Below are 11,952 nucleotides of genomic sequence, written 5' to 3'. Positions count from 1 at the left end.
CTTCTACTTTGCTGCCACTACGACATTTAAGAATGGCCTCGACATGACATGCCAGAACTGGGCTTCCCCGAAGTTGACACGCTGCACGGCCGCCACTTGGCTATCAGGTGCGCTGCGATGAATGAGGTGGTCAACGGCTCTGCTGTATCCCAAGGAGTTTCGTTCCCAGATCGTGCGCACTGTCTTCCGCGGTGGTCTCGACCAGCTGCAGAAAAATGTCTTCCTTCGATGCAAAGTTGGAATAGAACGCGCCCTTAGTAAAGCCCGCTTCGTCCACGATGCGGTCGATTGATGCGGCTCCGAATCCGTCACGAGCAAACACCTTGGCCGCTGCTGCAAACAACTTTTGCCGCGTCAGTGCACGACTCTCCTCTCTGGTCAAACGTGGCATCTGTGCCGTTCCTTTTCCTGATTCCCGAATCCCGGGTGTGTTGCTAGCGCTATTCGTTCGTGGGAGTCGATGCGACATCCACGGTCGGCACGACAGACATGCCGACGCGCAGTCGGCGAGCGGGAGGCTGGCCAGGGTCTCTCGTGATTTTGACGGGCAGACGTTGCACGACCTTCGTAAAATTCCCAGTCGCGTTGTCAGGTGCAATCGGCGAGAACGCGATGCCACTAGCAGGCGCCACGCTGTTGACGTGACCGCGCAGGGTCGTGCCCGAAAGCATGTCGACTTTTATTTTAACGGCTTGCCCAGGACGCATTCGAGCGAGTTGCGTCTCGCGGAAATTTGCCTCGACGTACGCCTGCTGCAAAGGTACGACGGCGAGCAATGGTGCTCCAGTATGCACATATGCACCGACCCGCACCGTTCGCTGACCGATTGTGCCGTCGATGGGCGCCGTAATCTTCGTGTACGACAGGTTCAACTGCGCGGCGTCCAGCGCTGCTTGTGCCTTGTTCACACTTGCTTCCGCCTGCTTCTCCTGTGCGAGCAGCACGACGGTTTGATGCTGTGCTGCGTCGTGTGCGGCTGTATGCTGGTCACGGCTCGCAAGTGCAATGCGCAATTGGGAGTCTGCCTGCTGCTGTTCCTGAACCGTGCCCGAGCCGTCCGCAGACAGGTTAGCGTATCGTTTGAAGTTGGCCTGAGTGAACGTAACCGACGCATTGTCGGCAGCAATCGCAGCGTTCGCCTGTGCGATTACGCTGTTTTGCTGGACGATGCCCGCCTGCAGGCGCTGGACGTCGGCTTGGGCATTTTCGACGTCGGCTTTCGCACTCGCGACCGCTACGACGAAGTCGCGGTCGTCGATGGTCGCAAGCAGTTCGCCCTTTTTCACGAATTGGTTATCGTCGACCAATACCTGTGAGATGTTGCCTGCAATCTTTGGCGCGACGAACGTCGAGTCCGTCGTCACATAGGCGTCTGTCGTAGTCTGCTTTGTGGCACTACCTTCGTCTTGAAAGGAGAGGTAGGCACCTGCAGCGGCACCGCCGGCAAGCACAATGAGGATGGCAATTTTTGGTGGGTGTGGAAGAGACATGGCTTTACTTTGATGTGATGTTCAATACGGGCGGCTTGATGTACTGCAGATTGAGCACGAGTGGAATGAGCACAAGCGCGATTGCGCCGAGTACCAGATATCCGTCGGCAATCGACAGTACGAACGCTTGCTGAGAGATACGCTCTGCGAGTTCGGGAAGTTGACCCATGGCACTGACGGCTGGATGCGGGGAAAGCGTGCCGGCATTGAGCGCGGAATCCAGGATGATGTTGCCGTGCGTCCGTTCGCGAACCGTGAGCAGGCGCTCCAGAATTGCGTCACCCGAAAGCGTGCCAAGTGCCCGCAGCACATTCACGATGCCGGAGACGACCGGCCCTTCCATCGGTTGTACGACGCTCGTTGCGAGGAACAGCACGGAGATGACTGCCATTGGCTGACCGACTGCCTGCAACGCCTGAACGATTAGAAACTCGTGCGCCATCCATGCCGAAGTTGCATGCGCGCCTACCCTCCGGCTGAATACCCTTCTGCTGAACATCGTAGAAACCGTCATCATTCGTCTGCCATACGTCGATGACCGCGCCCTCAATAGGGTTTCCGTCAGTGTCGTGGACCGAAGCAAGAACCACGAGCGGCTCTCCCTTGCCGTCTTTGCAAATGTTGACTCCGTGCGGCGATGTCTCCACTCCTTCGACGAAAAACGGCCCGAGAATGGTATTTTCCGTTGCCTGGCCAGGCCGTCGGTGATTGATGGCGTCGACCAGCATCGATACGCCAAGTACATCCGACAGGAGAATGAACTCCTGTCGCCAGTCGGTGCACAAATGACCGGTATCGGTAAGGAACTTGATGGCAGCGAGCCATTCGTCGTGAGTGGGTTCGATCTCTTTAACTGCCGCATGTAGATGACGGACTACTGTCTCGGCAATGAGACGAGTGCGCGGATCGACGTCTGAGCCAATGCGCGCGTTGACGATTGCGGCTGAATCCTATTCGCGAAAAAGGGGAAAACTAGGCTTGGGGATTGTGTTCATCGTTCATCCTTGGTCAGCAGGCCGTATCGGACATGGGGGGTGTATTGGGGGGCATACCCGCATATGCGCGGCCGATCAGGTCTCGCAGGCCGCTCCTTTCAAGGGGACGCGGATTCCAATACGGATTGGCAAGCACCAGCTCGACGGCCTTGTCTACACCTTCTTCGGGCATTTTGTGTGTCACCGGTGGTAGGACGCGGTTACGGCACTGCAGGCCGAGCTCGCACGGACCGAAACCGCGCTGGAGCAGCGCACCAGCGCGCTGCTGGCGGCGCAGGTGCGGACTCAGGAGCTCGAACAGGCGCAGGCCGCGGGTGAAGCGACGCGTCAGGCGCTCGAGGCGGAAATCGCGCGACAGCAGGACGAGATCGGCGCGCGCGACCGGTCACTGGTGCAGGTGAGGGCGGATTTCTCGGGTGAGCTCGACAAACTGCGGGGCAGCGCGGAGTTCGCGGAAGAGCGTTTGCGGGCGACCGAGAAGCGGGCGCTGCTCGAGATCGAGCGTGAGCGGGTTGCCAGCGCGCGACTCCAGAAGGAACTCGACGCCGCGATGCGCCGCACGGAACAGGGCGAGGCACGCCACCGCAGCGAACTGCAGGCCGTGCAGGCGCAACTTGCCGATGCGCGGCACCAGGCTGGTGTCCTCGAGGGCAGCCTGGTGGCCGTGCGAGACGCAAACGACGGCTATGCGCGTGAGCTCGGGTTGCTGCGACAGCAGATGACGGGGGCGGTCGCCCCGCGCAGCTCAGGTCGCAAGGGTGGGTCTGTCACGGTACCCGCCCGCAAGCAGCCTCGTGCGACCCGCAAGGCGGCATCGGCGAAGAAACCGGGATAAGCGCATGAACCCGACCGCCCGGAAAAGGAAGAAGGCCGTCTGTCCACCGATCGGCGCGCTGATGCGGTATGGCGAGCGGATCGTGCGCATGATCGCTGAAGTGAGCGGTCAACGCGCGGTGATTGAATCGGTCGACGTCAATGGCCGGTCGTTCCGCAGCGTGGTGAAATGGGCTAATCTGGCCGGTCTGAACGATCAACTCTTCTGACGCTGACCATCATGCAGCTCGACATCTTCGCCGACAGCCGCGACGTCATGCTCCGCAACGATGTGGTGGATGCCCTCCACCGGCGCGATGCAGTCTCTGCCCGGCAGGCCTTGAAGAGACTGGCAGGCGAATTCCCCGATGACGACACCGTGGCTGGGCTGGCGACATTGATCGATGTGCTCGACAGCGATGTCGCCACGCCGTTCGCTGATCATCCGGCGCTGGCTGCCGCCTGTGGCCGCCTCAACGATGAGGTTGAACCGGCGGCGCGGCGGTTACTGGGCGACGCGCCCGGACGGGCGTGGGTGGCGTCATGCTGGCGGACGGTTGCGCAGCAGGCCGTGGCCCTGCCGTTTCGCGCTGACGTCAGTGACCTTCACGCGGCGCCGCTCTGGCTGCGCTCGGGCGACTGGGATGAGGCAAGACGGGCCGTCGAGCGGATCGAGTCGTGGCGCCGGATCCCGGCGCCGCTGACGTGGATGGCAGAGGTGCGGCATCGCGCGGATGGCCTGGAGTCTGCGTTGCCATTGCTCACCGAACTCGCCTGGCTGTCACCTGGCCGCCTGGCCGGTCTGTTGCACCGGCTCGCTGACGCGTCAATCGACACGTTGCGCAGAAAGTTCGACGCGAATTTCGAGGGTGCAGGCCAGACAGCCGACCTCGCGTGGTTCCCTGCGTGGGTGCTGATCGAAAAGCCAGGGCTGGCGCCGCTGCTGCGTGACGCGCAGCCGTCGCGCCAGACGGCGCCGGAGCGGGCGACGCGGTTGTTGCTGCAGATCCTGAGCCTCGAACGGCAGGGTAACCAGCATGAACTGGTCGAACGTCGCAAGGCGCTGCGCGATCTGCATGCCGGGCTATATGCGGCGTATATGAGAACCCGGTGAGCGATGCGTCGTGGAGCGCAGACCAGTACCGATTTTGACCTCCAGAGCGCGACCCGCTTTACCTCACTGGACGAGCGCGAGCTGCCCCATCGTGAGATAGGGACAGCGGCGATCCGGTATTTGATAATGGTACAACACGCAACCTGGGACCCGTGCATGAGCCTGAACAATGACTGATATCGCATCAAGTGGTACCGAGTACGGCAGTATCCATAGCGACATAGTCGCGCTTCTGGAGCGCGGCCGTCGTGCCGCGGCACGCAGCGTCAACGCGTTGATGACTGCGACCTATTGGGAGATTGGCCGCCGTATCGTTGAGTTCAACCAGGGCGGAAAAGATCGCGCGGCCTACGGTCAGGCACTGCTCGGGCGACTGTCAGCCGACCTGACAAAACAGTTCGGCCGGGGCTTTGGGGTTGACAACCTCGAGTTGATGCGTCTGTTCTACCAGACCTGGCCACCCACCGCGATTTCCGAATCGCTGATTCGGAAATTCACCGGCGAGCTGCGTCAGGGCAATTCCGAAGCAGTGGTTCGGAATTTCGATCTCGATCAACTCGCCGACGTATTTCAGCTTTCCTGGACTCACTACATTCATCTCATGCGGCGAACCCGGTCAGCCGAGGAGAGGGCGTTCTATGAAGCCGAGGCGCTTCGCGGGGGATGGAGCGTGCGCCAACTGGACCGACAGATCGGCAGCCAGTTCCATACCCGGGCGATGCTATCGAAGAACAAGCTGGCGATGCTGCAAAAGGCCGGCAAAGCTCAACCAGGTGACCTTGTGACTGCGGAGGAGGCGATCAAAGATCCGTATGTCCTCGAGTTTCTGGATCTGAAAGACGAATATTCAGAAACTCAACTGGAAGACGCGCTGGTCCACCGGCTCGAAGATTTCCTGCTTGAACTTGGCGGCGATTTTACGTTTGTAGGCCGCCAGCGTCGGCTTCGCATTGGCGAGAGCTGGTTTCGGGTGGACCTTCTGTTTTTCCATCGCCGCCTGCGGTGCCTCGTTATCATCGACCTGACGCTCACCGAACTTAACCATGCCGACGTGGGCCAGATGCATATGTACTGTAATTACGCCCGCGAGCACTGGACTCTGCCCGGCGAAAATCCACCAGTCGGGCTAATATTGTGCGCCCGTACCAATGCCGCCGTCGCACGCTATGCCCTTGAGGGGTTGCCTAACAAAGTGCTGGCGGCCGAATACCAAATGATGCTGCCGGACGAAAAGCTCCTCGCCGAGGAACTTGCGAGAACACGACGAGTGTGGGAAGCACAGCATCGGCGCGAAGAGGGTTCTGACGAGTCAGACAACCAGCTATCCTGAAAGAACACAGACGCACTCATCGCAACGAGCCATACCGTATTCGCGAGGCACGAGAGAGAACGGCACTGTTAACTCGCCGGTCCCGCAGCAGCTCTGATGCTGCGTCAACATTTGGGCGGGAGTTCGTCGTGCGGGTCGAGTTGGCCAGGAAGGTTCACGAATATACTTTGCACACGTATGGCTCGTTCGAAGAATATGTGGCGAGTTATCGTCTGGCGTTCGCCAGTTGACGGGAAAAGGCGTGTTCGCGCTGCGGCGGATTGCAGGCGGCGAGCGGGTTCTCGAATACAAGGGTGAGGTCACGACCTGGCGCGAGGCGGTGCGTCGTCATCAGCGTCACGATGTTGACAGTCATACGTTTTTTTCGGACTTTCCAACGGATACTTTATTGACGGCAGTCGCGGCGGTAACAGTGTGCGATGGATTAACCACGTATGCGCGGTCAACTGCGTGGCGGTTGAGGACGCTGGAGGCGTGTTCATCGAAGCCGTCAGGGACATCGAAGTGGGCGACGAACTATTTATTGAGTATCTGCTGGCGGTTGACGATCCGCTCGACGAGCGTGTTCACCGGCAGTACGCCTGCCTGTGCAGCGCGACGGCCTGTCGCCAGTCGATACTAGGTGCTGCCGGATGGGTGTGCTACCCGACGCCCTGACCCTGTGCCTACCGGATGCCCCCGAACGCAAAGCCGGTTCAACCGGCCTACGACAGTCTGGTTCGAATGAGTGGGATATGGCTTTCCATCGAAATGTGTTGCGGCCAGCGTTTCCGGGGCGAACGACCCGTGGCACAGGCGGTCGGTGCGCGATAGGACAGCAACTGTCTCTCGATCTCGACGATGAGCGATGGCAGCGCGATATGCACGCTAGCGCCGACGTGAGCAGCAAAGGGGCGCACAAGAGCGGTCCCATGCGGCTCCCTGCATGATCAGCGTAGTCGGATTGCAAATCCTCCCAGCCGTTCCAGATGAAAAGGCGTGGAGTGCAGTCGCTCTGTGCTGGGGGAGTTTGGCACAAAGGCTACCTCGCCGATCACGCCGTCGGCTGGCACGTTGTCGTACTGGATAATTCCTACGCGTATGGCCATTATCTGGAGCACCAGATAAGGCACATGCGCGTCGAAAGCTGCACGATCTGCATGCTGCGCGGCCGTCATCGATCACCAGTGAAGCACTGGAACGCATTGCGCGCTCTATCGCATGGAGGACCACATTCGCGGCAGGCCCCCAGAAGAACGACGGTGCATCCGGCAGGCGCAGGCTGTGCCGCTGCTTGATGACATGAAGCGGTGGTTCGAGGCGACGCGTCTCACACTCTCCGTGAAATTGGACACCACCAAGGTGATCCAGTATTCGTTGAATCGCTGGCCTGCGCTGGCCTATTATTGCAGCGATGGTCAGGCGGAGATTGACAACCTGATAGCCGAGCGTGCGTTGCGCGTCGTGGCAATCGGACGACGGGATCATTTACTTGCCCGAAACAGACTCAGGCGGCGAACGTGCAGCCGCGATGTACAGCCTAATTGGTTCTGCACGCCCGAATGGCATTGATCCCGAAGCCTACCTGCACTACGTCATTGAGCGCATCGCAGATCACTCGGTGAATCGGATCGACGAACCGTTTCCCTGGAACGCTGCCCCTTTGCTGCCCATCGCCGCACGCATCGATCCCATTCGCTAGCGGCCGAGCCTCTCGCGCGGCAACGTCAACCACGACGGTACTGTTCAAGTGCTTACGATCCGGCACCACTTCGCACTGAAGCGTTACGGGCCGGCCGGACAACGCCACGGGTGTATCCGAAAAGGGAGATCGGCGTTTCAAGGCCACTGCATGGCATGACGTCTTCGCCTACAGTTTGTTAAAGCAGGGTTACCTGCTCAATTCCCGACTGATCAGTGACATGGTCGAGGCGGCTGATCTTGATGAACCCACCAGGCAGCGGCTTTCTTTCTACACGCGCCAGTTCATCGACTCGATGAGCCCGGCCAATTTCGCCGCGACCAATCCGGAGGTGATGCAACTCGCCTTCGAAACCGGCGGCCAAAGCTTGAGGGCCGGCTTCGAGAACCTGCTCAAGGACATGGACAAGGGTGCCCTTTCAATCACCGACCAGACCGCATTCGAGATCGGCAGGAATGTCGCGGAGTCCGAAGGCGCTGTCGTATTTGAGAACGAACTGTTCCAGTTGATCCAGTACGCCCGGCTTACCGATCAGGTGGCGAAGCGACCGCTGCTGATCGTGCCGCCGTGCATCAACAAGTTCTACATCCTCGACCTGCAGCCCGCAAATTCGTTCGTTCGCTTTGCCGCAGAACAGGGTAATACGGTCTTCTTGGTGTCCTGGCGCAACCCCGACGCCGGGTGTGGTCACTTTACGTGGGATGACTACCTGAGTCAGGGCGCGATCCGTGCCATCGAGGTAGCGCTCGCAATCAGTGGCGCAGATAAGCTGAACGCGCTTGGCTGGTGCGTGGGCGGCACGATCCTGTCGTCGGCGCTCGCAGTGCTACGTGCACGCAGCGATACATCAGTGGCCAGCCTGACCTTGCTAACCACCATGCTCGATTTCAGCGAGCCCGGCGAACTGGGCATATTCATTGATGAGCAGGGTGTCAGCGCGCGCGAGCGGAGCATCGGCAAGGGCGGCATCTATCCGGGAGCGGAGCTTGGATTCGTATTCCAGACGCTGCGCGCCAACGACCTGATCTGGCCAAACGTCAGGCCCATAGATTCACCCGGTGACACCGGTGGTCCCCTCCGTTTCCGTGGGGACAACTTCGGCGAGCGACTTCGTGTCGCACGGTAGCAAATTACATGAGGCAATGACCTTGGCTCGGTAACAAATAATTTGAGTCAATGCGTCACCTACACTGTAAGCATGGTCGCGACCTAGCAAGGAGGTTGCCATGACTCAGTCAATGATTAGCTTTGTGGTCGGCCTGGCGGTCCTGTTGGTCGTCGGGTTCATGCTGGCGCGACGTTACATGCGCGATCACCCTGGAGAGGGGATGGTTCAGTGGCTTGATGCGCACATGGGTTGGCTGCACCACAAGCATTGATGGCGCGCTCAGAAATGGAAAGGCCCCGCGCATGACGGGGCCGATCCAGAACGATGCGTCAAATTGCCGTTAAAAACGGGGCCTGTCTCCGCGTTTTCGGGGCGCTGGGAAGGCGGCCCCGGTACTCCTCGTCGTTATGGCGCTACCTGCACCTCGATGCGTCGCGGCTGCGCCTGTTCGATGCGTGGAATGCGTAGCGTCAGAACGCCGTCTTTCAAGCTTGCTTCGATCTTCGAGCCATCCAGTTCGCGACTCAATCTAAAGGCTCGGCGGTAGCGCGGCTCACCAATTTCGGCGTGAAGCAGTTGCAGACCTTCCGGCACCGCGACGGCAGCCTCTGCTTCAATCAGCAGGTGTTCACCTTCCATCTTGATTGCGAGGCGGTCCTTCGAGGCGCCCGGCAGGTCGGCGATGATGGTAATTCCCGTCTCATCTTCGACGATGTCTACGGGCGGGATCAACGCCGCGGCCGTGCTCCTGGCCGACACGTTTTGCGGTTCACGCGTGGCAACCTGGGTTTCTTCGCTCATGGCAGTCTCCTTTTACTGGACCTGAATCAGGCGAGGCTTGGACGACTCGCGCTTCATCACGGTGACGCGCAGACAACCGTCCGCATATTTTGCCTCGACGCGAGCCGGGTCCGCATCGTCAGGCAGGCTGACGACGCGGCGAAACTTGCCGGAAAACCGTTCGTCCGCGTAGACGATCTTCCGCTCGGCGGCGTCCGCAACGGCGGCCGGCCTTTCGCCGCTCAGGATAAGCAGGCCCTTGTCGATGGATACCTGCAGCGCCTGCGGGTCGACGCCTGCTAGAAATGCGACCACTTCGATGGCGTCCACCGTACTCCCGATGTTGATTGGGGGAAATGTACCCCGAGCGCCGGCACGGATGCCGGACGCAACGCCAAAGTTTCGTACGACGGCGTCCATCTGCTCCTGGAGGAGCCGCTCGAAGTCCGGAAATACGTCGGAAGATAACCTCGTGAATGAACCCTTCATGGCTGGATCTCCTTTCATCTATCACCTGGCAGGCGAGTGTGGCCTTCGGCAACTTCGCCGAAAGGCGACCAAGGGCAGTCACTCGAACCTCACGTTGGGCGGGAAGGGGTGTGGCCGGCCTATATAATTTATAGACGGGAGCGGGCAAAAAAAAAATACAAGAGATCGGATTGTTGAACGCGCTCGCCACAACGGAACTGAGGCGGGCAAAGCGCCTTGCACTCAATTCCAGGATCAGGAACAAATCAGCGTTTCCCCGAGCTCGGTGGTCGAATGGAGTCTGCCTGCTCCGCTTCGGTGCCGACCATTTTTCTCGTATGCCAGACAAAAAAAGCCGGCGCTTGGCCGGCTTTTGCTAACTGCTTTTCAGCAGTCTCGCGACTGACGTTTATCAGACGCGCTGTCCCGTGGTTTGAGGCGCATTGGGCGTTTAAAATTTATGCTCGGCGCCGTCATTTTGCCATGCTCAACTTGCTGTGCGCGCCGCTGACTCGATGCTTGGCCTCTTCGCGGTTGTTCTCGGTTTGCTGTTGCTTCGATACGAACTCCGGTGTACTGCAAAGACCGCTGGTCGTCGCGCAACTAATTCGCAATCCTATAAATTTCGACTCTGGAAACGCAACTACGTTCAGCACAGAATTGTAACAGCGGGCCGAGACGGCCGATGACTTGTCTAATGGGGCGTGGCTCCTGTGTGGTTCCCGGCTCTCGTGTTGTCTCCGCGAAAGCCGAGGGGCTTTTCCAGCGCTTAAGTCAGACCTTAGGTGTCTTCGAAGGCATTCGGGGCTGCTTTGGGGCTGAGTTCGTCTGACATGACTATCTTCTTCACCGATTTCGACGCTTCGGAGGTTTGCTGAGGCTCGGAGGGGCACGCTATGAAGCTACTGCAAGTTGTATTGTTTGCGCAGCCCATTGATGATCTCCTCAGCCGCCGACATGACGATTTCCTTCACATCTGCATCCTTGCTGTCACCATGCAGATAGTTGATGTTCCAGTTGCATCCCTCCGAGTCTTCAGCGTGCTCCTGGATTCCCGTTGGACTCCACCCGGTCGTGTCTGTATTGGCATCGAGTGCTTTTGACACGATCTCAAGCAGCTCCTGCTCAGTTTTAAGCTCGCGCGGCATGTCGCTCTCCATCGCCATGTGCACGGAATGGCCGCGCTCACTTCAGTCCAGTTTTCGTCACACCACTCGATGGCCCATGTATTCGCACAGGAAAACATGCCGTCCTCGTCAACGAACGAATCGGTGTCGCCCGAGTTGTGCGTTTCGCTGGTCATCGCCGGGACGGGCGTTGTCACGTTGAGGGTGGTACGACGCACTAACGCAAAACCGCGACAGCTTCTCAGACAGCGGACGGACCTTGGGTGAGTTCGGTGAACTGATGCCAGGCGACAAAGCGTTCGCCGAGTTGCTTGCGATAAAGCGACGCGCGCAGCAAATGTCGCTTGAGCGCAAAGTGCTGCCTGATCGGACCGAAGCTGGATAAGAATACTTGGGTTCGTTCCGGATCGCGAAAACCACGCATGCGCCGCTCACGTTCACGCGTAGGTTGATGGCTATTTTCGGCTCGATTGTTCACGCGAGCTGCAGCCTTGACGTACACGTGCGTGACGTTTGCCAGCCCGGGAATCCTGGACTTCGCGGCTGGATAACTGCGCAGCTGGTCGGTGACGATCTTGCGCGGCACCGGGCACGAACGAAGCACGCGCCTGAAGAATCGTTCGGCGGCGGCCGTGTCGCGCCGCTTCTGCAGCAGGATATCGAGTTCGGCGCCGTGCTCGTCGACGGCCCGCCACAGCACATAAGGTTCACCGCGCAGCGTCACGAACAACTCATCGAGATGCCATGTATTGCCCGGTTTTCGCCGGAAAGCCTTGATCCGATGCGCGAACCCGGCACCGAATTTCCTCTTGTCGAGGCCATTCTGAAGTGTCGTAGTGGCAGCAAAGTAGAAGTGTCGCGGTTTGTGCCTTTGTTATCTCTTTGACGAGGTTTTGAGTGCAGGGTCCTGGAGGCTGGCCGTCGCTTTGCCAATCGCGGTGTTCAGATCCTCAACGGTAATCTCGCGCTGTTTCTTTGTGCCGATCCTGCGTTCCTTCATTCTCGGCGCCTGCCCCTGATTGGTTCGCGATGGCGAACCTGACGCG

The 11,952-nt window shown here is 59.4% G+C and carries 14 protein-coding genes and 4 pseudogenes; 9 read left to right on the top strand and 9 right to left on the bottom strand.

Features of this window, described 5'->3' with window-relative positions:
* Window positions 1–130 precede the first annotated feature (130 nt).
* From P3T21_RS26605 to P3T21_RS26590, 4 genes are read right to left on the bottom strand one after another with little or no spacing between them, the layout of a single operon-like run.
* Window positions 131–391: a TetR family transcriptional regulator gene (locus P3T21_RS26605; protein ID WP_429258954.1), complete on the bottom strand. Its 261-nt coding sequence runs from the start codon at window positions 389–391 to the stop codon at window positions 131–133.
* Window positions 392–440: 49 nt separating this feature from the next.
* Window positions 441–1,490: an HlyD family secretion protein gene (locus P3T21_RS26600; protein ID WP_429258953.1), complete on the bottom strand. Its 1,050-nt coding sequence runs from the start codon at window positions 1,488–1,490 to the stop codon at window positions 441–443.
* 4 nt (window positions 1,491–1,494) lie between these two features.
* Window positions 1,495–1,881: a hypothetical protein gene (locus P3T21_RS26595; RefSeq protein ID WP_429258952.1), complete on the bottom strand. Its 387-nt coding sequence runs from the start codon at window positions 1,879–1,881 to the stop codon at window positions 1,495–1,497.
* Window positions 1,769–2,380, bottom strand: a complete 612-nt coding sequence (locus P3T21_RS26590) for a dioxygenase (RefSeq protein ID WP_429259062.1) — start codon at window positions 2,378–2,380, stop codon at window positions 1,769–1,771. The genes P3T21_RS26595 and P3T21_RS26590 overlap by 113 nt, the downstream gene beginning before the upstream one ends.
* 382 nt (window positions 2,381–2,762) lie before the next feature.
* Between P3T21_RS26590 and P3T21_RS26585 the strand changes: the two genes are divergently transcribed.
* From P3T21_RS26585 to P3T21_RS26570, 4 genes are all read left to right on the top strand, one after another.
* Complete coding sequence (locus P3T21_RS26585; RefSeq protein WP_429258951.1) at window positions 2,763–3,320, top strand: hypothetical protein; 558 nt, start codon at window positions 2,763–2,765, stop codon at window positions 3,318–3,320.
* Window positions 3,321–3,324: 4 nt separating this feature from the next.
* Window positions 3,325–3,528, top strand: a complete 204-nt coding sequence (locus tag P3T21_RS26580; RefSeq protein WP_429258950.1) for a hypothetical protein — start codon at window positions 3,325–3,327, stop codon at window positions 3,526–3,528.
* A gap of 11 nt (window positions 3,529–3,539) precedes the next feature.
* Complete coding sequence (locus P3T21_RS26575; RefSeq protein ID WP_429258949.1) at window positions 3,540–4,412, top strand: hypothetical protein; 873 nt, start codon at window positions 3,540–3,542, stop codon at window positions 4,410–4,412.
* A 169-nt stretch (window positions 4,413–4,581) separates the two neighbouring features.
* The gene (locus P3T21_RS26570; protein WP_429258948.1) at window positions 4,582–5,742 is read left to right on the top strand and encodes a PDDEXK nuclease domain-containing protein; all 1,161 of its coding nucleotides are present in this window, start codon (window positions 4,582–4,584) and stop codon (window positions 5,740–5,742) included.
* A gap of 205 nt (window positions 5,743–5,947) precedes the next feature.
* Here the strand turns inward: P3T21_RS26570 and P3T21_RS26565 are convergent, their stop codons facing one another.
* Complete coding sequence (locus tag P3T21_RS26565) at window positions 5,948–6,097, bottom strand: hypothetical protein (RefSeq protein ID WP_429258947.1); 150 nt, start codon at window positions 6,095–6,097, stop codon at window positions 5,948–5,950.
* A gap of 59 nt (window positions 6,098–6,156) precedes the next feature.
* On the opposite strand from P3T21_RS26565, the pseudogene P3T21_RS26560 reads away from it, so the two are divergent.
* The 5 genes and pseudogenes from P3T21_RS26560 to P3T21_RS26540 form a co-directional block, all read left to right on the top strand.
* Window positions 6,157–6,213, top strand: a pseudogene (locus tag P3T21_RS26560) (SET domain-containing protein-lysine N-methyltransferase); the annotation flags it as partial.
* Window positions 6,214–6,216: 3 nt separating this feature from the next.
* Window positions 6,217–6,399 (top strand): hypothetical protein, encoded by a 183-nt coding sequence (locus P3T21_RS26555; RefSeq protein ID WP_429259069.1) that lies wholly within the window; start codon window positions 6,217–6,219, stop codon window positions 6,397–6,399.
* 451 nt (window positions 6,400–6,850) lie between these two features.
* Window positions 6,851–7,423, top strand: a pseudogene (locus tag P3T21_RS26550) (IS66 family transposase); the annotation flags it as partial.
* Window positions 7,424–7,562: 139 nt separating this feature from the next.
* Window positions 7,563–8,549, top strand: a pseudogene (locus P3T21_RS26545) (PHA/PHB synthase family protein); the annotation flags it as partial.
* Window positions 8,550–8,649: 100 nt separating this feature from the next.
* Entirely contained in the window at window positions 8,650–8,802 is a 153-nt protein-coding gene (locus tag P3T21_RS26540; protein ID WP_429258946.1) for a hypothetical protein, read from the top strand.
* A gap of 134 nt (window positions 8,803–8,936) precedes the next feature.
* Here P3T21_RS26540 and P3T21_RS26535 read toward each other — a convergent pair whose 3' ends face one another.
* The 4 genes and pseudogenes from P3T21_RS26535 to P3T21_RS26520 all read right to left on the bottom strand — a co-directional run.
* On the bottom strand, window positions 8,937–9,332 hold the full coding sequence (locus P3T21_RS26535) for an Hsp20/alpha crystallin family protein (RefSeq protein ID WP_429258945.1): 396 nt from the start codon (window positions 9,330–9,332) through the stop codon (window positions 8,937–8,939).
* A 12-nt stretch (window positions 9,333–9,344) separates the two neighbouring features.
* Window positions 9,345–9,800: an Hsp20/alpha crystallin family protein gene (locus P3T21_RS26530; protein ID WP_429258944.1), complete on the bottom strand. Its 456-nt coding sequence runs from the start codon at window positions 9,798–9,800 to the stop codon at window positions 9,345–9,347.
* 881 nt (window positions 9,801–10,681) lie between these two features.
* Window positions 10,682–10,927 carry a hypothetical protein gene (locus P3T21_RS26525; protein WP_429258943.1) on the bottom strand — a complete coding sequence of 82 codons (246 nt, stop codon included), beginning with the start codon at window positions 10,925–10,927 and terminating at the stop codon, window positions 10,682–10,684.
* 220 nt (window positions 10,928–11,147) lie between these two features.
* Window positions 11,148–11,711, bottom strand: a pseudogene (locus P3T21_RS26520) (IS6 family transposase); the annotation flags it as partial.
* Window positions 11,712–11,952 lie beyond the last annotated feature (241 nt).

It is taken from the genome of Paraburkholderia sp. GAS334 (genome assembly GCF_050436625.1).
Taxonomy (GTDB): domain Bacteria; phylum Pseudomonadota; class Gammaproteobacteria; order Burkholderiales; family Burkholderiaceae; genus Paraburkholderia.
Note: the sequence above shows the minus strand (reverse complement) of the source record. Positions and strands in the feature narration are given on the sequence as shown.